Genomic DNA, 26,296 nt, shown 5'->3' on the forward strand with positions numbered 1-26,296 from the left:
TTCTCACAGGAGAAGTACCATGGAGATCACCACGCTTCAAATCGTGCTGATATTTATTGTGGCCTGTATTTCAGGTATGGGTTCTATTCTCGACGAATTCCAGTTTCACCGGCCATTGGTGGCTTGTACCCTCATCGGGCTGGTGCTGGGCGATCTTAAAACCGGGATTATTATCGGCGGTACACTGGAAATGATCGCATTAGGCTGGATGAACATCGGTGCGGCAGTTGCACCCGATGCGGCCCTCGCCTCTATCATCTCGACCATTCTGGTTATCGCTGGTGGCCAAAGCGTCGGTGCCGGGATCGCTCTGGCTATCCCGCTGGCCGCCGCAGGTCAGGTATTGACCATTATTGTGCGCACTATCACCGTCGCCTTCCAGCATGCCGCTGACAGTGCTGCCGAGCGCGGTAACCTTTCCGCTATCAGTTGGATCCACGTTTCCGCCTTGCTATTGCAGGCCATGCGTATTGCTATCCCTGCGGTGATTGTTGCCGTTTCAGTCGGGACAGAAGCGGTACACAGCCTGCTCTCTTCCATCCCCGAAGTAGTCACCTCTGGGCTGAATATCGCTGGCGGTATGATCGTAGTTGTCGGTTATGCGATGGTCATCAACATGATGCGTGCCGGTTATCTGATGCCATTCTTCTATTTGGGCTTTGTTACCGCCGCCTTCACTAATTTCAATTTGGTCGCACTGGGTGTCATCGGTGTTGTTATGGCGGTGCTGTATATCCAACTCAGCCCTAAATACAACAAAGCTCATGGTGCAGCGGCTGCATCGTCAAACAACGATCTTGATAACGAACTGGATTAACAGGAGAGCAAGCCATGGTGGACACCACAAAGAAACTGACTCCCAGCGATATTCGCGCTGTGTTCCTGCGCTCGAACCTGTTCCAGGGGTCGTGGAATTTTGAACGCATGCAAGCACTGGGTTTCTGCTTTTCCATGGTACCGGTGATTCGTCGCCTCTACCCGGAAAACTCGGAAGAACGGAAACAGGCGATTAAACGCCATCTGGAGTTTTTTAATACACAGCCGTTTGTCGCCGCCCCGATTCTGGGCGTAACAATGGCGATGGAAGAACAGCGCGCCAACGGCGCACCGATCGACGATGGGGCGATAAACGGCCTGAAAGTCGGGTTGATGGGGCCGCTGGCTGGTGTGGGTGACCCGATATTCTGGGGAACAGCGCGCCCTGTCTTCGCGGCGCTGGGTGCTGGCATCGCCATGAGCGGCAGCCTGCTTGGCCCTATCCTGTTTTTTGTATTATTTAATCTGGTGCGCCTGTTGGTGCGCTATTACGGCGTGGCTTACGGTTACCGTAAAGGGGCGGATATCGTGAGTGACATGGGTGGCGGCTTGCTGCAAAAAATGACTGAAGGGGCGTCGATTCTGGGGCTCTTCGTCATGGGGGCGCTAGTCAACAAATGGACCCACGTTAACATTCCGTTGGTGGTGTCGCGCGTAACCGGGCAGGACGGGCATACCACCGTCACGACGGTGCAATCGATACTTGACCAATTGATGCCCGGTTTAGTGCCGTTACTGCTGACATTTGGCTGTATGTGGCTTCTGCGCCGCAAAGTGAATGCACTTTGGTTGATTGTCGGCTTTTTCGTTATCGGTATCATCGGTTACTGGATTGGCCTATTGGGACTCTGACGCAACCGGCCGGGGCAACCCGGCCATGTTATTTTTTGTATTGTTAGACAGAGAGATCGTTAAACTGTCATCGCCTTACGTTCCTGACGATATTTGTCACTTTCACCATCCAAACTGTTTTTAGCGCCACTCACCACCATTGGAGTTGTACATGACTTTTACCGACGTTGTTCTGATGGTCTCTATTGCCTTGTCACTGCTGTACGCCATTTACGATGAGTTCCTCATGGGTCGACGGCATGGTCATACCCTGCTCAAGGTGCAATTGCGACGAAAACATCGACTGGATGCGCTGATCTTTATCGTATTGGTGGCGATACTCATCTACAAGAATGTCACAACGCAAGGCGCTTACCTGACAACATTGCTGCTTTTTTCGCTCATACTCATGGCGATATATCTCACCATGATTCGTTACCCAAAATTACTCTTCAAAGATCAGGGTTTCTTTTATGCCAATACCTATATTCCTTATCATCGTATTAAAAATATGAATTTATCAGAAGACGGCATTCTGGTGATTGGGCTTGAAAAAAGGCGACTACTGGTGGCGGTCAATGATTTGGATGATTTAGAGAAAATATATAATTTTATGATTGAAAATCAATGAAATGAAATAAATTCGCTTTGCGAATAAATCGAAACCCATATTAACCTAATATATCTGGTTGCTATTTTAACCAGGTAGCATTGTTTTAATTTTCATCAGTTGTTTCAATCCCCTTGAAGATGAAAATAATTCTCAATTTCAATTAAACCCATATATTATTTATTGTTGTTCCCTGCAGGAATAATATGGTATCTTTGCGCCGTCCTTGGGGAGTAGCCGATTCCTGATGTCTCACATTCAGGAATGCTCGTATCAACATACTCGTTCTTCACTGAACGTGGTACGGGCGGCCAGACTGGCAGGCGAGACCATAGACACGTGATCCGTCGTCTGGTTGGGGGGGGATTACGTGGATATGGAGAACTGCCCAGCCGAGGCCATTTATTATGAATTTATCCGCTACACTCATTCTTGCTTTTGGCATGTCTATGGATGCGTTTGCTGCGTCTATTGGTAAAGGTGCCACACTGCACAATCCCCGTTTCCGCGAAGCCATACGAACCGGTCTCATCTTCGGTTTTGTCGAGGCATTGACGCCGTTAATCGGTTGGGCGCTCGGATTTTATGCCAGCCGTTTTATTCTCGCCTGGGACCATTGGGTTGCTTTCAGTCTGCTGCTTATTTTGGGCGGCCGTATGATTGTGCAAGGGTTAAAAGGCGAAGACGCCTGTAACTGCGAGAAAATCTCTAAACACAGTCTGTTCGTTTTGGTGTGCACTGCTGTCGCCACCAGTCTGGATGCGATGGCGATTGGCGTCGGGTTGGCGTTCCTGCAGGTGAATATCTTCCACACCGCAATGGCCATTGGCTGCGCCACCATGATCATGGTGACAATCGGCATGATGATTGGCCGATATGTCGGCCCCATCCTGGGTAAACGAGCCGAAATCCTTGGTGGCGTGGTGCTGATCGGCATTGGCTGCAATATTCTTTACGAACACCTGCTCGATCTCGCCTGATAAATACACCAACGGGCAGCTTCCGCCGCCCGTTGGTTACTCCACGCACTTCAGCCTTCGCGCCGGTGAAATCGAATCAGAAAATCGGTTTCACACGCAAACTGCGATTCTGCCATTAATCCATCACGAACATCCGGCGTCGCTCGCCACGCAAATGGTGTCATCTGTAACAGACTGGCGGCATCGGTTCCCGTCATCGACATGCGATACTCTAGCCGCTCGACGGTTTCCAGCACAAACCCCGGAAATACTTCATCAATTTCAGGGTGCGGTTTGACATCCTGGTAGACCCGCGCTTTGAGCGACAATAAATGGTTGGGCCCTGGAGAGACGGTCATCACCCCTCCTCCAGGCTGAATAACCCGCGCCAGCTCGTCGCCATTGCAGGGCGCATAGATTTTCAATACGGCAGCCAGAGAGTTGTCCTGAAAAGGCAGCCGTTGGCTGGAGGCCACACAAAACATGACCTGGGGATAGCGTTTTGCCGCTCGCTGTATCGCCGCTTTAGACACATCCAGCCCATAAACAGGCATCTGCTGCGGGGCCAGTTTGTCCGCCAGCGCGGCCGTGTAATACCCCTCGCCACACCCAATATCCAATAATGCCCCCGGCAGTCCCCGCATGCAGAAAGACAGGCGCTCTGATACCCGATCGCGCAGCGGCTGATAGTGCCCATTATCAAGAAAAGCCCGGCGGGCTTGCATCATTTCAGCACTGTCTCCCGGCTGTTTGGATCGCTTAAACTGCACTGGCAGTAAATTGACGTACCCTTCCCGTGCGCGATCAAAATGGTGTCGTCCACAAGACCAACGATCGGATTCGGCGTATAGGGGTTGATGACATAGAGGGCATTGATAAGGCACTGACGATTTTTGCATAGCGTTCTTGATGATGAGAAAAGCAAAAAACCCGCACAAGGCGGGTTTTATGGCATGAGCTGGAAATTACAGCGCAACAACATTCACTGCAGAAGGACCTTTCTGGCCATCCTGAATTTCGAACTCAACATTCTGGCCTTCAGCCAATGTTTTGAAGCCGTTGCCCTGAATTGCAGAGAAGTGTACGAACACGTCTTTGCTGCCATCAGCCGGAGTAATGAAACCGAAGCCTTTAGACTCGTTGAACCACTTAACCTGACCTTTAATCTTTGCCATTTCAAAGTTTCCTTGAATAGTTTAAACCGCACTAAGGCGTTATACAGAAAAACCAGAGTCGTTACTGCTTGAGGCACTAAAATAAGGATCGGCAGAGAAGTGGTATTCAACGCTAACGTTTGTACTCAAGACTTCTTTACTGAAAATGCCATTCATATACAGAACTGTACCTCGTTTTACCCAGATGCGTTATTACATACTATGTAATCGTTGGCAAGCCATTTTTTACCAGCAATGGACATGTCGCACAAATTAGAACCTTTAATGTATCATTAATATCCACTCTACAATATTCCGGGATATTGATACACCAAAGCATTCTCTTCGGTGCACCCAACCATTTGATTATGTGCACGGTATTTCAATTACGCAAGTCGCTATGATCGACTTATTGCTGAATGGACTATGCCATAAAAAAATAATATTACTCATCAATCACAGGATGAAGTCGCTGTCCAGACACTGTTGGCAAAAAGTGTGACTAAGGCTTTCTTTTTTACTCTTTTGTAATAAGAGAACCCCCTCAAACCGGTCAGCATGACAGAACGTCTATTTCTAATCGTGACTATCCACTTTTATAATAATGAAACATAGCAAATAGATATGAAAAATAGTTCTGAGCATCCTCAACAACAGCCTCTCAGAACGCAAACGCATGCTAAGCATGGGTAACCAGCCCGCCACTGTCGTCCTGGAGTTGCCAGACACGTGTTAGTCTGATTAATAAATCGACACACTGGCAACGCTCGCTCTACCGGGTCACACATTCAACACCCGGAACAGAGATAACATTATTTTTGCAAAAAAATGATGCAATCATGATTTATGTCCCGCTTATTACAGATTCATTTCTGTTTTTTAGCCGTAGAAAAAATGTTTATACCCGATTATTACTCGATGACACCGATTGTTTATTTCTCCATGGGTCAATAATGTTACGGAGTTATATTTCTCACACTGCCTGTATCACCACCATGCAGTCGATGTGATCACCTATTTCACCGAATAAAAAATTAATCTGCATCAACCTCTGGCGCATCAACCAGTAATAGACAACATCAGCTCACGTCAAATTTACTATTCCGTACGCTCATTTACCGATGTGTGCTCGTTTTTTGATCTCCATCGTGACAACCCCGCCACAGCGCGTTATTGTGTCTTTACCGCCACTATCCAATCATTCACGTCTATACCGGCACCGGCGGGTTCATCTTTTTCTGAGGGGCAGACCGGTCATCTCTGCACGTGGTGATGCACATCTGCAAACCTCATTTCCGGTAGCAACGATAACGCTGCCAGCTGTGCGCCAGATTCCGTTTTTACTCTGCATAAATCGCTAACGTAATGGTACATCGGCAACATCAACGGGAGGTGACCTATGTGGCAGACGATCGAGCAACTGCTGGAAGAACATCTTGGCCCCGGTGATATCTTGGATCGGCGGGAATTACCCGGTGGTGAAATTCATGCCGCCTGGTATCTGCGTTACAGCCAGCATGATGTTTTCGTCAAATGCGATGCCCGTGAATTACTGACCAAATTTCGGGCAGAAGCCGAGCAACTGGAGCTCCTGGCTCATAGCCAAACAGTGCAGGTACCGGCTGTTTATGGTGTCGGCAGCAATCGCGATTACAGCTTTCTACTGCTGGAATACCTCGCCCCTAAACCCGCATCAGCCCACGATGCCTGGCGGCTGGGTCAGCAGTTGGCACAGTTGCATCAATGGAGTGAGCAACCGCAGTTTGGGCTTGATTTCGATAATGACCTCTCGACTACCCCCCAACCCAATGCGTGGCAGCGCCGCTGGTCCAGCTTTTTTGCCGAACAACGCATCGGCTGGCAGCTACAGCTGGCGGCAGAAAAAGGGCTATATTTTGGGGATATCGATGCACTGATTACGCAGGTGGAAAAACGCCTTTGTGGTCATCATCCACAACCGTCGTTGCTACATGGTGATTTATGGTCTGGAAATACCCTCAACACCGACCGTGGCTATTACCTGTTTGACCCCGCCTGTTACTGGGGAGACAGGGAATGTGATTTGGCAATGTTGCCGCTGTACCCTGAATTACCACCACAGATTTACGATGGCTATCAAAGCGTCTGGCCACTGGAGAGGGGTTTTGTTGAGCGACAGCCAATCTATCAAATTTACTATCTGCTTAATCGTGCGAACCTGTTTGGCGGCAAACACGTGGTGACAGCCCAGCAAGCGATAGAACATCACTTGTTATAGTGCACAATTGGCCGTCGTATACACATTGTGGTTGTCGTATACAGATGGCTATCGCGCATACATTGGTTGTCCTACGCAGACAATCAGACTCGATACCGGGGCAACACAGGCCCCGGTAAGCTCACCCAACTATACCGACGACTTTCAGCGTCAGGTAACCGATGACGCCAACAACAACCGGCAGGATGTACAGCGGAAAGAATTGCAACAAAATCGTATGCCGGGGCAGCTCTACACGTGACTCCAGTTCTTCACGCGTTTTACCTTCATCCCCCTTGACCTTCTCCAGAATTAACTGGTCTTCCAGCCCTTCCCGGATATGTTTTACCTGGCGGGACAAACGGGAACCAGACACTTGCAATGCCAGGCCAACAAACATCAGTACATAAATCAGCCAAAACATAACTGTAGCGGATGACGACAAACGACCAAAATCAGGAACCGGTGAGTTGTACCAAAAAAGGTTTAAAAACGGTGTATTGAAACGCAGCACCTCAACGACCAGATGTAAAAAGTCCTGCATCACACCATTGATCCCCTGCTTCTTCTCGGTAAAAGCATGAATGAGATTGGCCAGTGAGATAATGGTCGAGAGCAAAGCAGGAAGGAAGACGACCCACCCCGTAATACGCTTAATCACGGCAAAAAGGCCAGCCTGTTGATACGTCATGTGTTCCCCTTGTGCGTGACGTCACGCCCAGTGCCACGGTGGGCAAAAAGTGTAGACCCATAAAACCCGTTAGCAGGGTACTTCAGGTTTTAACAGAGTCAACGTTTTCTTTCCCGGCCACCTGGCTACCTATTTTGACGACGATAGCCATCCAAACGATGAGAAGCAGAACATAAGAACAGGATATAAGCAAGGTGTCGACATCGTCGCCGACACCTTAATTAATAGAAGAAAATAAATAGAAGAACGCAGATTATGCGAAAAACTCAGAGGAAGTCGGCACGTTTTGGCGAGAAGGTGTCAATCAGTACACTGCCTTCTTCCAGCGATACCACACCGTGCATTTCATGCTTCACCGCCATGTAAGCATCGCCGGTTTTGAGAATGCGCTTTTCGCCTTCGATCACTACTTCGAAGCTCCCTGCCGCGACATAGGCTATCTGATCATGAATGTCGTGCGTGTGCGGCGTACCGATAGCGCCTTTGGCAAAATGGACGCACACCATCATCAGGTCATCGCTCCAGGTGATGATTTTACGTTTGATACCACCGCCCAGTTCTTCCCACGGCGTTTCGTCGTCAATAAAGTACCTTCTCATGCTTTCTCCTCAACGGTAATACAACGTGCTTCCCTGATGTGAACAAGGTAACACAAAGGGGTCATGCCGCTATTCTAGTAACAACGGCATCAGATTAAACATAAAATAAGCAAAACCATGACGTCTCTCAAGAAATAAATAAAACATTATTTCATTTTTATTGAATTCATATCTCAACCGCACTATTATCGCGCCATAACACGAAAGAACCGGGCAAAAAAGGTTCAGGTGACGTTGTCACTGCCACGCAAGGTGACCTGTTCCGCCCGGCGCTTTCCTGTCAGGCCATGGCCTGATGTCTATCTGAAAGCGAGGAGCAACCATGCAAGTCCGTCAGAGCATCCACAGCGACCACGCCCGCCAGCTTGATACTGCTGGTCTGCGGCGCGAGTTTCTAATCGAACGCATTTTTGATGCAGACGCCTGCACCATGACGTATAGCCATATTGACAGAATCATCGTAGGTGGCGTCATGCCCGTCCATCAGGTGGTAACGATAGGCGAAGACGTGGGGACACAATTGGGCGTCAGCTACTTTCTTGAACGTCGTGAATTGGGTGCCATCAATATCGGCGGCAGCGGTGTAGTCAACGTTGACGGCGAGCGCTATGAAATTGGCCACGAAGAAGCGATTTACATCGGCAAAGGCGCGCGGGATATCCGGTTTACCAGCGTAGACCCGTCCGACCCGGCTCGTTTCTACTATAACAGTGCGCCTGCTCACACCACTTATCCAACACGCAAGATTACCGCCGCTGATGCGTCTCCCCAAACCGTTGGGGATGACGCGACCAGCAACCGTCGTACCATCAACAAATATATCGTTCCTGATGTGTTACCGACCTGCCAGCTCACGATGGGTCTGACCAAACTGACGGAAGGTAGCCTGTGGAACACCATGCCGTGTCATACCCATGAGCGTCGTATGGAGGTGTATTTCTATTTTGATATGGACGAGGAAACGGCCGTGTTTCACATGATGGGGCAACCACAGGAAACGCGTCATATTTTGGTTCACAACGAACAGGCGGTGATTTCACCGAGCTGGTCGATTCATTCTGGTGTAGGCACCAAACGCTACACCTTTATCTGGGGTATGGTTGGCGAGAATCAGGTTTTCTCAGACATGGATCACGTCAAAGTTAGCGAATTGCGCTAGCGGCTTACCCACCAGATTTCGTGTTGCAGGAAAGCGGCAGGCAGGCAACTCCGTGTCCCGTAGTGGGGATGGTGAAAGCGGCCACTCGACCGGCAACCTGAAAAATGACGGGTATAACCGGTATTTCCCTACAGTAACAAGCTCACGACACAACATGTCGTTTACAGAGAGATTAAAGCTATGATTCTAGAAGCATTCAATTTACAGGGCAAAGTGGCACTGATTACGGGTTGTGATACTGGCCTGGGTCAGGGTATGGCTGTCGGTCTGGCAGAAGCAGGTTGTGACATCGTCGGTGTCAACATCGTTGAACCGAAAGAAACCATCGAAAAAGTCACTGCCACAGGCCGTCGTTTCCTCAGCCTGACTGCTGACATGAGCGATATCTCCGGTCATGCTGCACTGGTGGAAAAAGCCGTCGCTGAGTTCGGTAAAGTGGACATTCTGGTTAACAACGCTGGCATCATCCGTCGTGAAGACGCCATCGAGTTCAGTGAAAAGAACTGGGACGATGTGATGAATCTGAACATCAAGAGCGTGTTCTTCATGTCGCAGACTGTTGCCCGTCAGTTCATCAAACAGGGTCATGGCGGTAAAATTATTAATATCGCCTCCATGCTGTCCTTCCAGGGTGGTATCCGCGTACCGTCTTACACCGCGTCCAAGAGCGCCGTCATGGGGATCACCCGCCTGCTGGCCAACGAATGGGCAAAACACAACATCAATGTAAACGCTATCGCCCCTGGCTACATGGCAACCAACAACACCCAGCAGTTGCGTGCTGATCAAGACCGCAGCAAAGAAATCCTGGATCGTATCCCGGCAGGTCGTTGGGGTCTGCCGCAGGATTTGCAAGGCCCGGCCGTGTTCCTGGCATCCAGCGCCTCCGATTATGTGAACGGTTACACCATCGCAGTCGACGGTGGCTGGCTGGCTCGCTAATTTTTCTACAAAATTATCTTATAGACAAAGGCACAATGTAGTATTGTGCCTTTCTTTTATCTATCAGCAAGTTACTCTTTCCATCCCTTCCCTCCTGGTTTCCAAATTCTCCATAAAAAATTTTCAAAACAACGTTCCGACTTTGATCACACTTTCGATACTGAGCACATGACGAAAATATAACTTGGGCAATATAATCAATCAAAACAATGTTTCTATTTATAAGGAACTGTTTCTTCCAGTTCTGCAAGAAGGTAGTCCATGAGTATTTTTACTGATTTGAACACCAGCAGAAAATGGCAAATCGACCAATGGTTATCGGCGATTAACAGCCACATTGAAAAGATTCAGCAATGCGCCCACAGCGCGGTCAATCCCACGCCGTTATTGGCTGACGGATTTGAGATAAAAACACAATCTCCCGTTGTCTGGCGGTTTCCCGATGGTCATGATGCACCAATCTCTAACTTCGCCAGTCAGCAAAACTGGTTGCGTTTATTAATATCCATGAGCGCAGTCACAGAAACAGAAAAATATCGCCAGTCTGCTTTTACTCAGTGCGACTATTTTCTGGACCGCTTTGTCGATGAAATTAGCGGTCTTTTTTACTGGGGCGGGCATCGTTTTATTCATCTCGACACATTAGCCAGTGAAGGACCAGAATCAAAATCGCTGGTACATGAATTAAAACACCATCTTCCCTATTACGATTTCCTGTATCAGGTTAATCCTGAGAAAACCCATCATTTTATTCAGGGATTCTGGAACGCGCATGTAGAAAATTGGGATAGTCTGGATTTGGGGCGCCACGGCGATTACGCCAAGATGCGCGATCCACACGTCTTTGAGCATGCCCGGCATGATGTCGTCGACCCTGCCAAATGGCCGGAGCTGCCGTTAACCAAGGGGTTAACCTTCGTTAATGCCGGTACTGACCTGATCTACGCCGCCTTCGCTTACGCCCGCCACAGTGGCGATACACAGGCGGCTGACTGGGGTAAACACCTCTACCGTCAGTATGTGTTGGCGCGTAACCCGGAAACCGGTATGCCGGTTTACCAATTCAGTTCGCCATTGCAGCGCCAGCCCGTACCGGCTGATGACAATCAAACCCAATCCTGGTTTGGTGACCGCGCGCAGCGGCAGTTTGGTCCGGAATTTGGCGCCATTGCCCGTGAAGCGAACGTGTTGTTCCGCGACATGCGTCCGTTGCTGATCGATAACCCGCTGGCAATGCTCGATATTTTGCAATACCGCCCTGATAACGAAACACTTACCTGGGTCATCACTGGCCTGAAAAATTACTACCAATATGCTTATGATATCGACAGCAATAGCCTGCGACCGATGTGGAACGATGGTCAGGATATGACCGGCTACTGCTTCAAACGCGATGGTTACTACGGCAAGGCGGGTACCGTGTTAACGCCGTTCCCGCTGGAAGGTGACTATCTGCTGCCATTGGTTCGTGCCTGGCAACTGAGTCACGATAGCGACCTGTATACGTTGATCATGACGATGTTGTCACGACTGGAAAAAGAAGGCTTTCATCAGTCCGCCTCACCATTCCTGTTGTTGGCAATTACCGAACTGGCGCACACTCAGCAATCCGCACAGTGGGCGGAATATGCCTGGCAAATGGCGGAGATTTTATTTAAGCGTCATTTCCACCACGGTTTATTTGTGCGCTCTGAACACCATCGTTATGTACGCCTTGATGACCCATTCCCTGCCATTCTGTTGACGTTGATCGCCGCCTGCAGAAATAAATGGCAGGAAATCCCTGCAATATTAACCCAAGGGGGATATATCCATGGCGATTATCGGATTAATGGAGAAAGCCGGGTTATTTATGACACGGAGTTTATTTACCCAGAGAAACTAATTCATTGATTTTATTTTTACAGACTCACCATTACAAAAGTAGGTAAGCATTATGAATGAAAACAGAATGCTGGGGTTAGCTTATATCTCCCCCTATATAATAGGGCTGATAGTTTTTACCGCTTTTCCCTTTCTTTCGTCGTTCGTACTCAGTTTTACTGAATACGATTTAATGAGTCCGCCCACCTTCACCGGCCTGGAAAATTACCACCGGATGTTTATGGAGGACGATCTTTTCTGGAAATCCATGGGAGTGACGTTTGCTTATGTGTTCCTGACCATTCCGCTGAAACTGATTTTCGCACTGCTCATCGCCTTCGTGCTGAACTTCAAGTTACGTGGCATCGGTTTTTTCCGTACCGCTTATTATGTGCCGTCAATTCTCGGTAGTAGCGTGGCTATCGCCGTATTGTGGCGCGCCCTGTTCGCCATCGATGGGTTACTCAATAGCTTTATCGGCGTCTTCGGTTTAGACCCGGTTAACTGGCTGGGCGAGCCCTCGCTGGCGTTAATGTCGGTTACCTTACTGCGTGTTTGGCAGTTCGGTTCCGCGATGGTTATCTTCCTGGCTGCTCTGCAGAACGTGCCGCAATCCCAATATGAAGCAGCGATGATCGATGGTGCCTCGAAATGGCAGATGTTCCTGAAGGTTACCGTACCGCTGATTACGCCGGTTATCTTCTTCAACTTCATCATGCAGACAACGCAGGCGTTCCAGGAGTTTACCGCACCCTACGTGATTACTGGCGGTGGGCCAACTCACTACACCTATCTGTTCTCGCTCTATATCTACGATACCGCGTTCAAGTATTTCGATATGGGGTACGGTGCTGCGCTGGCATGGGTGCTGTTCCTGGTGGTAGCTGTCTTCGCCGCTATCTCCTTCAAATCGTCTAAATACTGGGTGTTCTATTCCGCCGATAAAGGAGGAAAAAATGGCTGATATTCATTCCCCACTGTCTGCGCAGGACATCGCTGCAGAAGAAGTTCGCCGCACGCTGCGCCGTGAAAAAATCAGCGCCAGCATCCGCTACATCATTTTGCTGGCCGTCGGCATCCTGATGCTCTACCCGCTGGCGTGGATGTTCTCCGCGTCGTTCAAACCGAACCATGAAATTTTCACGACACTCAGTCTGTGGCCGACACACGCCACCTGGGATGGCTTTATCAATGGCTGGAAAACTGGCACCGAATACAACTTCGGTCACTACATGATCAATACCTTCAAGTATGTGATTCCGAAGGTGGTGTTGACGGTCATTTCTTCCACCATCGTGGCTTACGGTTTTGCCCGGTTCGAGATTCCGTGGAAGAACTTTTGGTTCGCCACGCTGATCGGCACCATGCTTCTGCCAAGCACCGTTTTGTTGATTCCGCAGTACATCATGTTCCGTGAAATGGGCATGCTGAACAGCTACCTGCCGTTGTATGTGCCGGTTGCATTCGCCACCCAGGGATTCTTTGTCTTCATGCTGATTCAGTTCCTGCGTGGTGTACCGCGTGATATGGAAGAAGCCGCACAGATCGATGGGTGCAATTCCTGGCAGGTACTGTGGTATGTCGTGGTGCCGATTCTGAAACCGGCCATCATCTCTGTCGCACTGTTCCAGTTCATGTGGTCAATGAACGACTTTATCGGTCCGCTGATTTACGTTTACAGCGTCGACAAATACCCGATTGCGCTGGCGTTGAAAATGTCTATCGACGTAACGGAAGGCGCACCGTGGAACGAAATTCTGGCAATGGCGAGCATCTCCATTCTGCCGTCCATCATCATTTTCTTCATGGCGCAGCGCTACTTCGTTCAGGGCGTTACCAGCAGCGGAATTAAAGGTTAATAGAGGATTTATCATGGCTGAAGTCATTTTCAACAAACTGGAAAAAGTTTACTCCAACGGTTTCAAAGCAGTCCACGGTATCGACCTGACGATCAAAGACGGCGAATTCATGGTCATCGTCGGGCCGTCTGGTTGTGCCAAGTCCACTACCCTGCGCATGCTGGCCGGTCTGGAAACCATCAGCGGCGGTGAAGTTCGTATCGGCGACAAGATCGTCAACAATCTGGCACCGAAAGATCGCGGCATCGCGATGGTGTTCCAGAACTACGCGCTCTATCCGCACATGACGGTGCGCGAAAACCTGGCCTTCGGCCTGAAACTCAGCAAGATGCCGAAAGACAAGATCGAAGCACAGGTGAATGAAGCAGCCAAAATTCTGGAACTGGAAGAATTGATGGATCGCCTGCCGCGCCAGCTATCCGGCGGTCAGGCGCAGCGTGTGGCGGTAGGCCGTGCCATCGTGAAAAAACCGGATGTATTCCTGTTCGATGAACCACTCTCAAACCTGGATGCCAAACTGCGTGCCTCAATGCGTATCCGTATCTCGGATCTGCATAAGCAGTTGAAAAAGAGTGGGCATCCTGCGACCAGCGTCTACGTGACCCATGACCAGACCGAAGCCATGACCATGGGTGATCGCATTTGTGTGATGAAGCTGGGCCACATCATGCAAGTGGATACACCGGATAACCTGTATCACTTCCCGAAAAACATGTTTGTCGCCGGTTTTATCGGTGCGCCGGAAATGAACATCAAGCCGGGCAAACTGTTGGAAGAAAACGGTCAGATCTCATTGCAGGTCGGCCAATACACCATGAGCTTGAACCAATCCAAGCAGGACAAAGTCCGCAATTATGTGGGTAAAGATATCTGCTTCGGCGTTCGCCCTGAATACGTCACGGTATCGGAAACACCTTTCGATGGCGGTCATTTCCAGGGAGACCTGGTACGTGCCGAAAACATGGGCCACGAGTTCTTTATGTACATCAAGGTCGATGGGTTTGAGTTGACCAGTCGTATGCCGTCAGACGAAGCGCGGACGATTATCAACAACAGCATGCATCGTCAGGTGTATTTCAAATTTGATATGGATAAATGCCATATCTTTGATGCAAAAACAGAACAAAATATCTCTCTCTAACAGGAGTATAACCGATGAAAAAAGTGATCCTACGGACATTAATTGCCTCTTCTCTGGCGCTGATGGCGCACCAGTCTTTTGCTGCTGACCAGGTTGACCTGCGCATGTCATGGTGGGGCGGTAACGGCCGTCACCAGGTGACACTGAAAGCCATCGAGGAATTCCAGAAAAAGTACCCGGACATCAAAGTTAAAGCAGAATACACCGGCTGGGATGGTCACCTGTCCCGCCTGACCACTCAAATCGCGGGCAATACCGAGCCGGACGTAATGCAGACCAACTGGAACTGGCTGCCGATTTTCTCCCGCACGGGTGATGGTTTCTACGATCTGAACAAGGTGAAAGACGTACTGGATCTGTCGCAATTTGACGCCAAAGAACTGCAGGCTACGACGGTCGACGGCAAACTGAACGGGATCCCGATCTCGGTGACAGCTCGTGTGTTCTATTACAACATCGAAACCTGGAAGAAATCCGGCTTAACTTACCCGAAAAACTGGGATGAGTTGATGAACGCCGGTAAAGTCTTCAAGGAAAAACTGGGCGACCAATTCTACCCTCTGGTACTGGAGCATCAGGATTCTCTGGCGCTGCTGAACTCCTACATGGTTCAGAAATACAACATCCCAGCGGTAGACGAGAAGAACAAGAAATTCTCTTATACCGACGCACAGTGGGTAGAATTCTTCGAGACGTATAAAAAGCTGGTCGATTCCCACGTCATGCCGTCTGCGAAGTACTACGCTTCGTTTGGCAAGAGCAACATGTATGAAATGAAGCCATGGATTGCGGGTGAATGGGGCGGCACTTACATGTGGAACTCCACCATCACCAAATACTCCGACAACCTGCAGCCACCGGCAAAACTGGAGTTAGGCTCCTACCCCATGCTGCCAGGTGCTAAAGAGGCGGGACTGTTCTTCAAACCTGCTCAGATGTTGTCCATCGGCAAATCCAGTAAACATCCGAAAGAAGCAGCCATGCTGATCAACTACCTGTTGAACAGCAAAGAAGGGATTCAGGCGTTGGGTCTGGAGCGTGGCGTGCCGTTGAGTAAAGCAGCCGTCGCTCAATTGCGTGCTGATGGTGTGATCAAAGACAACGATCCATCCGTGGCTGGTCTGAATCTGGCATTGTCTTTACCACATGAAACCAAGACATCGCCTTATTTTGATGACCCACAAATTGTCGCATTATTTGGTGATGCCATACAGTATATCGATTATGGTCAGAAATCCGTGGAAGAAACGGCTAAATATTTCCAACGCCAGGCTGATCGTATTCTGAAACGTGCAATGAAAGAATAATTGCCATTTAATTTTCTATTTAAAGCCCCGTGCGCTAAGTCGGGGCTTTTTTATTAAAAATGAAACAAAAAGAATCATCCTGTCGATCATCATCACAATTTGAAATGATTTTGAATTTATTGTGAATCTAAAAGATCAAGATCACAAAACGAAACTAAATAATCCATAAAATAGAACTCGTTCCATAAGAACACATCGATTTTATTTTTTTATTCTTTTCTTTATCTGTATAGATATATAGGGAAAATACAATGAAGATTAAATTATTAACTTTGGCTGTTGCATCTCTGGTTAGCGTTAATGCTTTAGCTGTATCCATCGATTATCGTCATGAAATGCATGATACCGCCAAAGCAGAACATAAAGATCGTCTGGTAATCTCCCACCGTTTCGCTAATGGCTTCGGATTATCTTCAGAGGTAAAATGGGCGCAATCCAGCAATGATAAAACGCCTAATAAACCCTTTAACGAGCAGGTCAGCAACGGAACTGAAGTGATTGCAAGCTATGTTTATAAATTTAACGACGTCTTTTCCATCGAACCAGGTTTATCTTTAGAATCAGGATCATCTAGTAACAACTACCGCCCATACCTTCGCGGGCGCGCTAATGTCACCGATGATTTGTCCGTCGCGTTACGTTATCGTCCTTACTTCAAACGTAATAGTGGCAATATTGGTAAGGATAATACGACAGATAAAGGTTATACCTTAACTGGTAATATCGACTATAACTTCCTGCAGGTTTACACCATTGGTTATGAGCTGGAGTATAAAAAAGCCACTTCAGGTGAGACCATTCTTTCAGACAATGATGATTACGATATCACCCATAACGTGAAATTGTCTTATAAGTGGGACAAGAATTGGAAACCCTATGTCGAAGTGGGTAACGTTTCCGGTTCTAAATCCACCGATGAACGTCAAACGCGTTACCGTGTCGGTGTACAGTACAGTTTCTAATTTACTGAACACGACATCTGGAATATTGCGTCAAAATGGGTAATAACCGTGTTATTAGTACGACGTTTTTATTATCCAGGTTAATATCTGCCAGGAATTAACCAAACCATCAATTCGTCATTTTAAATTTCTGTGCCTGTTTCCCTTTACGGGAAATAGTATTACTCGCCAGTTTGGGTAAACATTTTATTCTCTTCGATGAAATGTTTACCTGTTTTTTTATCCCCACCGCCGTCATACTGACTCAATAAACGCAATGGATAAATGGCCATGTCACTACGCAAATTCATTACAGGAACACTTATCATGTCTGTCAGTGGACTCACCTTCGCCGACACTACCTTCCCGATATGGCCGCAAGGCGACGCACCCGGTGCGGTCACATCGTCAGTACAGCAGCAAGTGGTTGAACGCAGCAAAGACCCCACATTGCCAGACCGTGCCGTAACCGGCATACGCCGACCAGAAATCACGGTTTACGCGCCAGAAAACCCTAACGGCATCGCACTATTAATTACCCCTGGCGGTTCTTACCAGCGTGTTGTACTGGATAAAGAAGGCAGTGACCTGGCACCGTATTTCACTCAGCAAGGTTACACCTTGTTCGTCATGACCTACCGTATGCCAGCCGATGGCCATCAGGAAGGTGCCGATGCGCCACTGGCCGATGCTCAACGCGCGATCCGCACCTTGCGTACCCATGCCGCACAATGGCGTATTAACCCGCACCATATCGGCGTGATGGGATTCTCTGCCGGTGGGCATGTTGCAGCAAGCCTTGGTACCCGTTTTGCTCAAACCGTTTATCCGGCTCAGGACGAAATAGACTACGCCAGCGCCCGCCCCGACTTTATGATGCTGATGTACCCCGTCATCTCTATGCAGGAAAGTATTGCCCATCCAGGCTCACGCAAAGCACTGATAGGCTCGCACCCCAGTGACGCACAAATTCAGCGTTATTCCGCAGAAAAACAGGTCAGTACACAAACGCCACCGACATTTTTGGTACATGCGATTGATGACCCCTCGGTGCCAGTAGACAACAGCCTGGTGATGCTGGCAGCACTGCGAGAGCACCACATTCCGACTGAAATCCATCTGTTTGAACAAGGGAAACATGGTTTTGGTATCCGAGGGACAACCGGATTACCTGCGGCTATGTGGCCACAGTTATTAAATAACTGGATAAAATCACCGCAATTAGATAAAAAGACCGGGAATCAACCAGATAAAACATAACTGGTTACAGCGTCACACCTTCCGTCAACTGTTGCAATCTCTTATACTGTATAAAATGACAGTTTTTGAGATGTTCCATGACCGCGGAAGGCCACCTCCTGTTTGCCGTAGCCAGCGCAATCTTTGCAAAGAAAGCAGAACTCTCGCCCGCTCTGGCAGCGGGTGACTGGTGGCATATTATTCCCGCCGCAATGCTAACGGCCCTGTTACCGGACATCGATCACCCTAAGTCGATTCTGGGCCAGCGCCTGAAGTGGATTTCCGTACCGATCGCCAGGTTGTGTGGCCACCGTGGTTTTACACATAGTTTGCTGGCGATATTGGTCGGCGTTTATGTCATTCGTACCCGGCTACCGGTCGATTGGCCCTTACCGGGTGATGTCTACCATGCCATGATCGTGGGGTATTTAAGCCATATTGTCGCTGATATGCTGACGACCGCTGGCGTACCACTGTTATGGCCGTGCCGATGGCGTTTTCGTCTGCCCATTCTCAATAGCGATAAAGGGAACCAACTGGAGCGCATACTGTGTGTAGGCCTTATTCTGTTTATGTTATGGCAACCACAACAACCGCTGGAATCCTGGCACTACGGCGAACCTGCGCGCTGGTTGCAGCAATTCGGCCAACAATTGCATGAATTACTGATGCGTTAAATCAACGCCAACCTCGTTATTCCATTCGGTTTAATCAATGTTAGTTATCTCTATAACCGCAATATAAAAGACCTGCTATTCTACTGCGCTGGCTACGTTTCCTTCTGACCGTAGCGGTGATAAACATTAAAAAAGGAGTAGTGGGATGAATTTTCCGCTGATAATAAATGTGCTTGTTTTTGCTATGCTACTTTTCGCACTAGGGTATGGCGGTAATAAAAGTTGGAGTCTGTCTAAAAAGGTACTGCTGGGGCTGGTTACTGGCGTGCTGTTTGGACTGGTATTACACCTGATTTATGGTGATGACAACCCGGTCATTAAACAATCCATCGCCTGGTTCAACATCGTCGGCAACGGCTATGTGCAATTACTGCAAATGATCGTAATGCCGTTGGTGTTCGTGTCGATTCTTAATTCAGTGGCGCGTCTACACAACGCGTCATCGCTAGGCAAAATCAGCCTGCTGGCTCTCGGTACGCTGCTGTTTACCACGCTGATCGCCGCCTTAATCGGTATCTTTGTGACCAATCTGTTTGGGCTTACCGCCTCAGGACTGGTGCAAGGCTCACAAGAAACCGCCCGGCTATCGACCATTCAGACGAGTTATGTTGGTAAGGTCGCAGACCTGAACGTACCACAACTGCTGCTGTCGTTTATTCCGAAAAACCCATTTGCCGACCTGACTGGTGCCAACCCGACCTCAATCATCAGCGTGGTCATTTTCGCGGCCTTCCTTGGCGTAGCAGCCCTGCATCTGGTTAAAGACGATGCAGTAAAAGGTGAACGCGTACTGACGGCGATTGATACCTTGCAATCCTGGGTAATGAAGTTGGTCCGTCTGGTTATGCGTCTCACACCTTATGGCGTGATGGCATTGATGACCAAAATGGTCGCCAGTTCTAACCTGCAAGATATCCTCAAGCTCGGCGGTTTTGTCGTGGCGTCCTATCTTGGTCTGGGATTAATGTTTGGCGTGCATGCCGTGTTACTGGCGTTGACGGGCATCAACCCTGCCCGCTTCTACCGCAAAGTCTGGCCGGTGCTGAGCTTCGCGTTTACCAGCCGTTCCAGCGCCGCCACTATCCCGCTGAATATTGAAGCGCAAACGCGCCGTATTGGCGTACCAGAATCTATTGCGAGCTTTGCCGCGTCGTTTGGTACCACCATCGGTCAGAATGGTTGTGCAGGGTTATATCCGGCAATGCTGGCCGTCATGGTCGCCCCAACGGTCGGTATTAATCCGTGGGACCCAATGTGGATAGCCACGCTGGCTGGCATTGTCACCCTCAGTTCAGCCGGTGTCGCGGGTGTTGGCGGCGGAGCCACCTTCGCTGCGCTGATTGTCCTGCCAGCCATGGGCTTACCTGTGACGCTGGTGGCACTGCTGATTTCGATTGAACCACTTATCGATATGGGCCGTACTGCGCTTAACGTCAGCGGTTCCATGACCGCAGGTACCGTAACCAGCCAATTGCTCAGGCAAACCGATAAAGCCGTGTTTAATCAGGATGATGACTCGGCATTAACGCACCGTTAATCCCTGTCGCAATGTTATAAAGCCATGCCGACAACGTTGATGTTCTTCGCGTCGGCATGGCACTTCGCGTCGGCATAACATTAACTACTTAGAATTTCGGGTTGGTGTCGTATTCCTGGCAGCTCTGGAACCCCTTGTTCAGTACATGTCCGGTCTCATCAAAGCTGACAAAGTAGTACTGCACCTTGCCGTCTCGGGTACCTAGCACATAAGTATTACAGGTTCCCCTGGCATGAAGCATCGTGGCTTGCGTCGACGCAGGCCCGGCAATCTGATTCACCTCCTGACGACTCATGCCTTTTTTCACGTCCTTCACCACCGGTTTAGTGAAAAAATTTTCTGCACGATCGTAAGCCACACACCCAGTGAGCATCAGGGTACTTGCTGCGATACACAGGAATAAATCATGCTTCTTCATGGAATGACCTCGCTCATTCGCTATCGGTGTTGCTAAGACTAGATAGCCACCGCCGCTTTATCAAATCCCTTGTTGTATTTAAACGGGCTGATAAGTGGTGAAAAAGCCCCCGATCCACTGTAAAAACACCGGCTTTTTCTTGTTCTTTTACTCCGTCGGAATTAACGTTACTCTTTGGCGATGTGAGTAATTATTCTGGCACATCAATAGGTTCAGTAGGGGGTGGACATGTCATTACAGCAAGAAATCATTCAGGCGCTCGGGGTAAAAAGCACGGTTGACCCGGCACAAGAAATCCGGGTGAGCGTTGATTTTTTAAAGAATTATCTGAAGGCGCACCCGTTCGTCAAAAGCCTGGTATTGGGGATCAGCGGCGGGCAGGATTCGACGCTAACCGGCAAATTATGCCAGACCGCTATCACCGAACTGCGTCAGGAAACCGGCAAGGCTGATTATCGCTTTATTGCGGTACGGCTGCCGTATGGCGTGCAAGCCGATGAGCAAGACTGTCAGGATGCGATTCAGTTTATCCAGCCTGACCAGGTACTGACCGTCAATATCAAACCGGCGGTAGATGCCAGTGAAGCGACGCTGCGCGCCATCGGTATTGAGCTGTCTGACTTCGTCAAAGGCAACGAAAAAGCGCGTGAGCGTATGAAAGCACAGTACAGCATCGCGGGCATGAACGCGGGTTTGGTGGTGGGTACCGACCATGCAGCGGAAGCCGTCACCGGTTTCTTCACCAAGTACGGTGATGGCGGCACCGACATTAACCCGATTTTCCGTCTCAACAAGCGACAGGGTAAAGCCTTACTCAAGCTGCTGGGGTGCCCGTCCCACCTTTACACCAAAGCGCCAACGGCAGACCTGGAAGATGATCGTCCATCCTTACCGGATGAGATGGCTCTCGGCATCACTTACGAGAAAATTGACGATTATCTGGAAGGCAAAACGCTTGATCCGATCGACGCTGCGATCATCGAAAGCTGGTATCGTAAAACCGAGCATAAACGCCGCCCACCGATTACCGTTTTTGACGACTTCTGGCGCTAATAACTGCACCACTGCGTTAATTTTCACTGCGTTAATTTCTCTGGGCAGATACGACTTATCGGCATCTGCCCGCTTTCTTGCCAGGTGATAATCAATAACCATGATAGTCGATAATCATTAATGATACCCATAACCCCTCATCGCGCTACGCTGGCTGGCTTGCTGGCAATCGTACTCTGGAGCACGTCTGTCGGGGTGATTCGTAGCCTGACCGAAGCATTAGGTGCATTAGGCGGTGCCGCCATGATTTACACCACCAGCGCGATATGCTTGCTGTTGTTCGGACATCGCCCCACCTTTCGTACTCATACCAGGATCTACCTGCTACTCGGTGGAGCTTTATTTGTCAGTTACGAAATCTGTTTTTCGTTGTCGATTGGGATGGCACAAAACCGTCTGCAGGCCATGGAACTGGGAATGATTAATTACCTGTGGCCTTGCCTGACCATTCTGTTTTCGCTGTTTATCAATCAACAAAAAAGTCGACTATGGCTGTGGCCGGGCCTTGCCCTTTCAATAACCGGTATTCTGTGGATTCTGAAAGGTAACGGTGACTGGACTCCCACTTTGATGTGGCAAAATGTCAGCACCAACCCGTTAGCTTATTGTATGGCACTGGCCGCGGCACTGGTCTGGGCGTTGTACTGCAATATCTCGCGCCGTTTCGGCAATGGTAAAAGTGGCATCCTGCTGTTTTTCATCGTTACGGCGGTGGTGTTGTGGGGTCAATATCTGCGCAATGACACGCCGGCATTCTCTTTTCCGATTCGCACCCTGCTCGAATTGCTGTTTATCGGCGCTTCAACGGCATTGGCCTATGCCGCGTGGGATACCGGTATTCAACGCGGCAACATGGCATTACTGGCAACGGTGTCTTATTTTACCCCGATACTAACGACGCTGATGGCGGCTCTGTGGCTACAGACCACACCTTCAGTAGCGTTCTGGCAAGGCGTTATCATGGTGACCTTGGGGTCGCTGCTGTCCTGGCTGGCAACACGCGGAGCACCTTAAACGGCGACAGGATTGTGTTTCTCGATTAAAATGCATCAATTATGCAACTTAATGGTCACCATGGGAGCACAGAAATGTCTTCTTCCTCCGGCAAACGCATTCAACGGGAAATCCGTACTATTCAGGCGATGATCACGTTGTATGAACGTGCCTTTCCAGCCCCAGCCGATGACGCGGATTATTACATCAGGCTACAGGACTACGCCTTGAACCGGCTAGAAAAATGTTACTACGGGGAAAACAAACCCGCCTGCAAACAATGTCCGATCCATTGCTATCAGCCTGCGAAACGAGAGGAAATCAAGGTTGTCATGCGGTGGGCCGGGCCAAGAATGCTGTTGCACCATCCGATACTGGCAATCCGACATCTGTTAGACGACCGTAAACCAGCACCTGCCGCGCCGCAACGCCCGCGCACAGTAGTCCGACAAAAAACAGTAGTCCGGCAAAAAGCAGTCCAGAACGAAGTAGTAAAAAGGCCTGAATCGACTACTATATTTTCAGACGATTCTGTAAAAGGAAAAGGCCGCTAATGCGGCCTTTTTGTCAAATCAGGACTCTTTGGGTGACGCGTTTTCCACTCTGCTCTTTAATTTCTGCCCTGGACGGAACGTAACGACCCGACGCGCCGTAATCGGAATATCTTCGCCGGTTTTTGGGTTACGTCCCGGGCGCTGGTTCTTGTCCCGCAAATCAAAGTTGCCAAACCCCGACAACTTAACCTGCTCACCATTTTCCAGAGCGCGCCGGACTTCTTCGAAAAACAACTCGACGAGCTCTTTGGCATCCCGTTTGCTGAGCCCAAGCTTTTCAAACAGGTATTCAGACATTTCAGCTTTAGTAAGCGCCATAGGTTAATCCCTCAAGGATGCTTGGAATCGCTGTTTTAGTGCTGCTACACATTGCGCAACGGTAGCGGCAATTTCCTCTTCTGCCAGTGTACGAGCGGTATCCTGCAATACCAGACTGATAGCAAGACTCTTATACCCTTCCGCTACGCCCTTGCCCCGGTACACGTCAAATAAGTTTACGCCAACTAACTGATTTGCGCCAACTTTCTTGCACTCGTTCAAAACATCGCCTGCAGGCACGCTTTCAGCCACTACCACAGCGATATCACGACGGTTTGCCGGGAAACGAGAAATGTCCGCAGCCTCTGGCACCACACGATCAGCGAGCTTATCCCACAGCACTTCAAACACCACGGTACGACCGTTCAAGTCCAGCTTGCGCTCCAGTTCCGGATGAACAACACCGATATAACCGATACGTTCGCCAGCCAGATAAATAGCCGCACTCTGCCCTGGGTGCAATGCTGAGTGGCTCTCTGCGCGAAACTCAATCGCAGACAGTTTCCCAGTCAATGCCAATACCGCTTCCAAATCGCCTTTCAAATCATAGAAGTCAACGGTCTGACGTGCCAGATCCCAATGCTCTTCGTAGCGAGTCCCTGTGATAACACCTGCCAGCATAGTTTCCTGACGCACGCCCAAGTCAGCGCTCTGGTCTGGAACAAAGCGTAAACCGCTCTCAAACACACGCAGACGGCTTTGTTGACGGTTCTGGTTATACACCACCGCCCCCAACAACCCACTCCACAGAGACAGGCGCATAGCGGACATTTCTACCGAAATCGGGCTCGGCAGAATCAACGCCTGTTCACCGGGATGAATCAGCGACTGAATTTTAGGGTCAACGAAGCTGTATGTGATCGCTTCCTGAAAACCGCGGTCCACCAACAACGTTCTCACACGCTTAAGCGTCAGACTCGCCTCGCGATGTTGCGTCATCTTCAGCGGTGCTTGAGTAGGAATATTCGGAATGTTGTTGTAGCCGTAAATACGCGCCACTTCTTCCACCAAATCTTCCTCGATAGCCATATCGAAACGCCAGCTCGGCGCAACCGCCTGCCAGCCATCAGCCGTTTTCGTCACCTGACAACCCAGACGGTTAAGAATATCGCTGACTTTCTCATCGGAAATCACATGACCAATCAACCGATCCAGCTTGTCGCGACGCAACGTAATGGTCGCACGTGCCGGTAAATCTTTTTCACTGGTCACATCCACGACCGGGCCTGCGTCACCGCCGCAAATATCCAGTAGCAGACGCGTCGCACGCTCGATTGCCTGATACTGCAATGCCGGGTCCACACCACGCTCATAGCGATGTGATGCATCTGTATGCAGACCATAACGGCGGGCACGCCCTGTAATCGACAGCGGATTAAAATAGGCGCATTCCAGCAGCACATCTTGCGTGTCACCATTTACGCCAGAATGTTCACCACCGAAAATCCCCCCCATCGCCAGCGCTTTTTGATGATCGGCAATCACAAGTGTATCAGCGCTCAGGGTAGCGTCAGTGCCGTCCAGCAGACGCAGGGTTTCCCCTTCTTTCGCCATGCGAACCACAATACCGCCTTCCAGACGATTAAGGTCAAACGCATGCATGGGCTGGCCGAGTTCCAGCAAGACATAGTTAGTGACATCCACCACCGGATCGATGGAGCGGATACCACAGCGGCGCAGTTTTTCACGCATCCACAACGGCGTAGCCGCTTTCACATTGATACCTTTGACCACTCGCCCCAAATAACGCGGGCATGCGTCACTCGCTTCAACCTGAATGGGGAATTGATCGGTAATCGTAGCAGGCACCGGCTCAGTCGTCGGCACCGTCAACGCTATCGAATTTAATACCGCAACGTCACGCGCCACACCCAAAATGCCCAGACAATCGGCACGGTTAGGGGTTACGCTGATCTCAATAGTATGGTCATCCAGTTTCAGGTATTCGCGGATATCGGTACCCAACGGCGCATCGGACGGCAGTTCGATAATGCCGCTATGATCGTCGGAAATGCCCAGTTCGGAGAAAGAACACAGCATTCCCTCAGACGGTTCGCCACGCAGTTTGGCAGCCTTGATTTTGAAATCGCCCGGCAATACTGCGCCCACCGTGGCTACTGCCACCTTGAGCCCTTGACGGCAATTCGGCGCACCACAAACGATATCCAGCAAGCGCTCACCGCCAACATTCACCTTAGTGACACGCAATTTGTCCGCATTGGGATGCTGTGCACACTCCACGACTTCCCCGACGACCACACCATGGAAGGCACCCGCGACCGGCTCGACGCCATCCACTTCCAGGCCTGCCATCGTGATTTGTTCAGATAAGGCATCGCTGCTGATAGCTGGGTTAACCCATTCCCGTAACCAGAGTTCACTGAATTTCATCTTGATAT

The 26,296-nt window shown here is 49.7% G+C and carries 27 protein-coding genes and 1 riboswitch; of the genes, 19 read left to right on the plus strand and 8 right to left on the minus strand.

Annotated elements, in window-relative coordinates:
- Nucleotides 1-19 precede the first annotated feature (19 nt).
- From LF929_RS10920 to mntP, 4 genes are all read left to right on the plus strand, one after another.
- Nucleotides 20-817, plus strand: coding sequence for a PTS mannose/fructose/sorbose transporter subunit IIC (locus LF929_RS10920; RefSeq protein ID WP_210175431.1), 798 nt, complete (start codon nucleotides 20-22; stop codon nucleotides 815-817).
- Nucleotides 818-831: 14 nt separating this feature from the next.
- Nucleotides 832-1,668, plus strand: coding sequence for a PTS mannose transporter subunit IID (locus LF929_RS10925; protein ID WP_038907860.1), 837 nt, complete (start codon nucleotides 832-834; stop codon nucleotides 1,666-1,668).
- Nucleotides 1,669-1,819: 151 nt separating this feature from the next.
- Nucleotides 1,820-2,278 carry a DUF986 family protein gene (locus tag LF929_RS10930; protein WP_023639602.1) on the plus strand — a complete coding sequence of 153 codons (459 nt, stop codon included), beginning with the start codon at nucleotides 1,820-1,822 and terminating at the stop codon, nucleotides 2,276-2,278.
- Between the two features lie 195 nt (nucleotides 2,279-2,473).
- Nucleotides 2,474-2,614: riboswitch (yybP-ykoY riboswitch) on the plus strand.
- Between the two features lie 50 nt (nucleotides 2,615-2,664).
- On the plus strand, nucleotides 2,665-3,237 hold the full coding sequence (gene mntP / locus LF929_RS10935) for a manganese efflux pump MntP (protein ID WP_038904261.1): 573 nt from the start codon (nucleotides 2,665-2,667) through the stop codon (nucleotides 3,235-3,237).
- Between the two features lie 50 nt (nucleotides 3,238-3,287).
- Here the strand turns inward: mntP and rlmA are convergent, their stop codons facing one another.
- The 3 genes from rlmA to LF929_RS10950 all read right to left on the minus strand — a co-directional run bounded on the left by rlmA (nucleotide 3,288) and on the right by LF929_RS10950 (nucleotide 4,547).
- Nucleotides 3,288-4,100, minus strand: coding sequence for a 23S rRNA (guanine(745)-N(1))-methyltransferase (rlmA, locus tag LF929_RS10940; RefSeq protein ID WP_038909556.1), 813 nt, complete (start codon nucleotides 4,098-4,100; stop codon nucleotides 3,288-3,290).
- Between the two features lie 81 nt (nucleotides 4,101-4,181).
- The gene (cspE, locus tag LF929_RS10945; protein WP_012769694.1) at nucleotides 4,182-4,391 is read right to left on the minus strand and encodes a transcription antiterminator/RNA stability regulator CspE; all 210 of its coding nucleotides are present in this window, start codon (nucleotides 4,389-4,391) and stop codon (nucleotides 4,182-4,184) included.
- Between the two features lie 39 nt (nucleotides 4,392-4,430).
- On the minus strand, nucleotides 4,431-4,547 hold the full coding sequence (locus LF929_RS10950; RefSeq protein ID WP_071526204.1) for a DUF2627 domain-containing protein: 117 nt from the start codon (nucleotides 4,545-4,547) through the stop codon (nucleotides 4,431-4,433).
- Between the two features lie 1,222 nt (nucleotides 4,548-5,769).
- On the opposite strand from LF929_RS10950, the gene LF929_RS10955 reads away from it, so the two are divergent.
- Complete coding sequence (locus tag LF929_RS10955) at nucleotides 5,770-6,627, plus strand: fructosamine kinase family protein (RefSeq protein WP_210175430.1); 858 nt, start codon at nucleotides 5,770-5,772, stop codon at nucleotides 6,625-6,627.
- A 121-nt stretch (nucleotides 6,628-6,748) separates the two neighbouring features.
- Here the strand turns inward: LF929_RS10955 and LF929_RS10960 are convergent, their stop codons facing one another.
- On the minus strand, nucleotides 6,749-7,297 hold the full coding sequence (locus LF929_RS10960; RefSeq protein ID WP_038907858.1) for a YniB family protein: 549 nt from the start codon (nucleotides 7,295-7,297) through the stop codon (nucleotides 6,749-6,751).
- A gap of 266 nt (nucleotides 7,298-7,563) precedes the next feature.
- Complete coding sequence (locus LF929_RS10965; RefSeq protein WP_012884640.1) at nucleotides 7,564-7,896, minus strand: cupin domain-containing protein; 333 nt, start codon at nucleotides 7,894-7,896, stop codon at nucleotides 7,564-7,566.
- Between the two features lie 322 nt (nucleotides 7,897-8,218).
- Between LF929_RS10965 and kduI the strand changes: the two genes are divergently transcribed.
- The 11 genes from kduI to LF929_RS11020 all read left to right on the plus strand — a co-directional run bounded on the left by kduI (nucleotide 8,219) and on the right by LF929_RS11020 (nucleotide 20,561).
- Entirely contained in the window at nucleotides 8,219-9,055 is an 837-nt protein-coding gene (gene kduI, locus LF929_RS10970) for a 5-dehydro-4-deoxy-D-glucuronate isomerase (protein WP_226093384.1), read from the plus strand.
- Between the two features lie 180 nt (nucleotides 9,056-9,235).
- The gene (gene kduD, locus LF929_RS10975; RefSeq protein WP_016941449.1) at nucleotides 9,236-9,997 is read left to right on the plus strand and encodes a 2-dehydro-3-deoxy-D-gluconate 5-dehydrogenase KduD; all 762 of its coding nucleotides are present in this window, start codon (nucleotides 9,236-9,238) and stop codon (nucleotides 9,995-9,997) included.
- 261 nt (nucleotides 9,998-10,258) lie between these two features.
- Nucleotides 10,259-11,890, plus strand: coding sequence for a pectate disaccharide-lyase PelW (gene pelW / locus LF929_RS10980; RefSeq protein WP_038907856.1), 1,632 nt, complete (start codon nucleotides 10,259-10,261; stop codon nucleotides 11,888-11,890).
- Nucleotides 11,891-11,933: 43 nt separating this feature from the next.
- A complete protein-coding gene (locus LF929_RS10985) occupies nucleotides 11,934-12,824 on the plus strand; it encodes a carbohydrate ABC transporter permease (RefSeq protein WP_012769686.1) in 891 nt (296 codons plus the stop codon).
- On the plus strand, nucleotides 12,817-13,719 hold the full coding sequence (locus LF929_RS10990; RefSeq protein ID WP_012884636.1) for a carbohydrate ABC transporter permease: 903 nt from the start codon (nucleotides 12,817-12,819) through the stop codon (nucleotides 13,717-13,719). Before LF929_RS10985 ends, LF929_RS10990 begins: the two co-directional genes overlap by 8 nt.
- Nucleotides 13,720-13,732: 13 nt before the next feature.
- Entirely contained in the window at nucleotides 13,733-14,860 is a 1,128-nt protein-coding gene (locus tag LF929_RS10995; RefSeq protein WP_012884635.1) for an ABC transporter ATP-binding protein, read from the plus strand.
- A gap of 14 nt (nucleotides 14,861-14,874) precedes the next feature.
- Nucleotides 14,875-16,167 carry an ABC transporter substrate-binding protein gene (locus LF929_RS11000; RefSeq protein ID WP_012884634.1) on the plus strand — a complete coding sequence of 431 codons (1,293 nt, stop codon included), beginning with the start codon at nucleotides 14,875-14,877 and terminating at the stop codon, nucleotides 16,165-16,167.
- A 251-nt stretch (nucleotides 16,168-16,418) separates the two neighbouring features.
- On the plus strand, nucleotides 16,419-17,129 hold the full coding sequence (kdgM, locus tag LF929_RS11005; protein ID WP_038907855.1) for an oligogalacturonate-specific porin KdgM: 711 nt from the start codon (nucleotides 16,419-16,421) through the stop codon (nucleotides 17,127-17,129).
- Nucleotides 17,130-17,399: 270 nt separating this feature from the next.
- On the plus strand, nucleotides 17,400-18,368 hold the full coding sequence (gene paeX, locus LF929_RS11010; RefSeq protein WP_210176994.1) for a pectin acetylesterase PaeX: 969 nt from the start codon (nucleotides 17,400-17,402) through the stop codon (nucleotides 18,366-18,368).
- Between the two features lie 77 nt (nucleotides 18,369-18,445).
- The gene (locus LF929_RS11015; protein ID WP_038904251.1) at nucleotides 18,446-19,024 is read left to right on the plus strand and encodes a metal-dependent hydrolase; all 579 of its coding nucleotides are present in this window, start codon (nucleotides 18,446-18,448) and stop codon (nucleotides 19,022-19,024) included.
- A gap of 145 nt (nucleotides 19,025-19,169) precedes the next feature.
- Nucleotides 19,170-20,561, plus strand: coding sequence for an L-cystine transporter (locus LF929_RS11020; protein WP_038907853.1), 1,392 nt, complete (start codon nucleotides 19,170-19,172; stop codon nucleotides 20,559-20,561).
- 88 nt (nucleotides 20,562-20,649) lie between these two features.
- Here LF929_RS11020 and osmE read toward each other — a convergent pair whose 3' ends face one another.
- Complete coding sequence (osmE, locus tag LF929_RS11025; protein WP_038904248.1) at nucleotides 20,650-20,979, minus strand: osmotically-inducible lipoprotein OsmE; 330 nt, start codon at nucleotides 20,977-20,979, stop codon at nucleotides 20,650-20,652.
- Nucleotides 20,980-21,207: 228 nt separating this feature from the next.
- On the opposite strand from osmE, the gene nadE reads away from it, so the two are divergent.
- From nadE to LF929_RS11040, 3 genes are all read left to right on the plus strand, one after another.
- Entirely contained in the window at nucleotides 21,208-22,032 is an 825-nt protein-coding gene (nadE, locus tag LF929_RS11030; RefSeq protein ID WP_038907852.1) for an ammonia-dependent NAD(+) synthetase, read from the plus strand.
- Nucleotides 22,033-22,152: 120 nt separating this feature from the next.
- Entirely contained in the window at nucleotides 22,153-23,046 is an 894-nt protein-coding gene (gene yddG, locus LF929_RS11035) for an aromatic amino acid DMT transporter YddG (protein WP_210175426.1), read from the plus strand.
- A gap of 74 nt (nucleotides 23,047-23,120) precedes the next feature.
- A complete protein-coding gene (locus LF929_RS11040; RefSeq protein WP_226093383.1) occupies nucleotides 23,121-23,579 on the plus strand; it encodes a nitrous oxide-stimulated promoter family protein in 459 nt (152 codons plus the stop codon).
- 18 nt (nucleotides 23,580-23,597) lie between these two features.
- Here the strand turns inward: LF929_RS11040 and ihfA are convergent, their stop codons facing one another.
- The gene (gene ihfA / locus LF929_RS11045; protein ID WP_012769674.1) at nucleotides 23,598-23,897 is read right to left on the minus strand and encodes an integration host factor subunit alpha; all 300 of its coding nucleotides are present in this window, start codon (nucleotides 23,895-23,897) and stop codon (nucleotides 23,598-23,600) included.
- 3 nt (nucleotides 23,898-23,900) lie between these two features.
- A complete protein-coding gene (gene pheT / locus LF929_RS11050) occupies nucleotides 23,901-26,288 on the minus strand; it encodes a phenylalanine--tRNA ligase subunit beta (protein ID WP_210175424.1) in 2,388 nt (795 codons plus the stop codon).
- Nucleotides 26,289-26,296: the final 8 nt, after the last annotated feature.

This window comes from Dickeya oryzae (genome assembly GCF_020406815.2).
In the GTDB taxonomy this organism is placed as follows: Bacteria; Pseudomonadota; Gammaproteobacteria; order Enterobacterales; family Enterobacteriaceae; genus Dickeya; species Dickeya oryzae.

Coding starts and splice junctions, on each gene's coding strand:
- LF929_RS10920 (WP_210175431.1), top strand. CDS start 20: ATGGAGATCACCACGCTTCAAATCGTGCTGATATTTATTGTGGCCTGT.
- LF929_RS10925 (WP_038907860.1), top strand. CDS start 832: ATGGTGGACACCACAAAGAAACTGACTCCCAGCGATATTCGCGCTGTG.
- LF929_RS10930 (WP_023639602.1), top strand. CDS start 1,820: ATGACTTTTACCGACGTTGTTCTGATGGTCTCTATTGCCTTGTCACTG.
- mntP (WP_038904261.1), top strand. CDS start 2,665: ATGAATTTATCCGCTACACTCATTCTTGCTTTTGGCATGTCTATGGAT.
- cspE (WP_012769694.1), bottom strand. CDS start 4,391: ATGGCAAAGATTAAAGGTCAGGTTAAGTGGTTCAACGAGTCTAAAGGC.
- LF929_RS10950 (WP_071526204.1), bottom strand. CDS start 4,547: ATGAATGGCATTTTCAGTAAAGAAGTCTTGAGTACAAACGTTAGCGTT.
- LF929_RS10955 (WP_210175430.1), top strand. CDS start 5,770: ATGTGGCAGACGATCGAGCAACTGCTGGAAGAACATCTTGGCCCCGGT.
- LF929_RS10960 (WP_038907858.1), bottom strand. CDS start 7,297: ATGACGTATCAACAGGCTGGCCTTTTTGCCGTGATTAAGCGTATTACG.
- LF929_RS10965 (WP_012884640.1), bottom strand. CDS start 7,896: ATGAGAAGGTACTTTATTGACGACGAAACGCCGTGGGAAGAACTGGGC.
- kduI (WP_226093384.1), top strand. CDS start 8,219: ATGCAAGTCCGTCAGAGCATCCACAGCGACCACGCCCGCCAGCTTGAT.
- kduD (WP_016941449.1), top strand. CDS start 9,236: ATGATTCTAGAAGCATTCAATTTACAGGGCAAAGTGGCACTGATTACG.
- pelW (WP_038907856.1), top strand. CDS start 10,259: ATGAGTATTTTTACTGATTTGAACACCAGCAGAAAATGGCAAATCGAC.
- LF929_RS10985 (WP_012769686.1), top strand. CDS start 11,934: ATGAATGAAAACAGAATGCTGGGGTTAGCTTATATCTCCCCCTATATA.
- LF929_RS10990 (WP_012884636.1), top strand. CDS start 12,817: ATGGCTGATATTCATTCCCCACTGTCTGCGCAGGACATCGCTGCAGAA.
- LF929_RS10995 (WP_012884635.1), top strand. CDS start 13,733: ATGGCTGAAGTCATTTTCAACAAACTGGAAAAAGTTTACTCCAACGGT.
- LF929_RS11000 (WP_012884634.1), top strand. CDS start 14,875: ATGAAAAAAGTGATCCTACGGACATTAATTGCCTCTTCTCTGGCGCTG.
- kdgM (WP_038907855.1), top strand. CDS start 16,419: ATGAAGATTAAATTATTAACTTTGGCTGTTGCATCTCTGGTTAGCGTT.
- paeX (WP_210176994.1), top strand. CDS start 17,400: ATGTCACTACGCAAATTCATTACAGGAACACTTATCATGTCTGTCAGT.
- LF929_RS11015 (WP_038904251.1), top strand. CDS start 18,446: ATGACCGCGGAAGGCCACCTCCTGTTTGCCGTAGCCAGCGCAATCTTT.
- LF929_RS11020 (WP_038907853.1), top strand. CDS start 19,170: ATGAATTTTCCGCTGATAATAAATGTGCTTGTTTTTGCTATGCTACTT.
- osmE (WP_038904248.1), bottom strand. CDS start 20,979: ATGAAGAAGCATGATTTATTCCTGTGTATCGCAGCAAGTACCCTGATG.
- nadE (WP_038907852.1), top strand. CDS start 21,208: ATGTCATTACAGCAAGAAATCATTCAGGCGCTCGGGGTAAAAAGCACG.
- yddG (WP_210175426.1), top strand. CDS start 22,153: ATGATACCCATAACCCCTCATCGCGCTACGCTGGCTGGCTTGCTGGCA.
- LF929_RS11040 (WP_226093383.1), top strand. CDS start 23,121: ATGTCTTCTTCCTCCGGCAAACGCATTCAACGGGAAATCCGTACTATT.
- ihfA (WP_012769674.1), bottom strand. CDS start 23,897: ATGGCGCTTACTAAAGCTGAAATGTCTGAATACCTGTTTGAAAAGCTT.
- pheT (WP_210175424.1), bottom strand. CDS start 26,288: ATGAAATTCAGTGAACTCTGGTTACGGGAATGGGTTAACCCAGCTATC.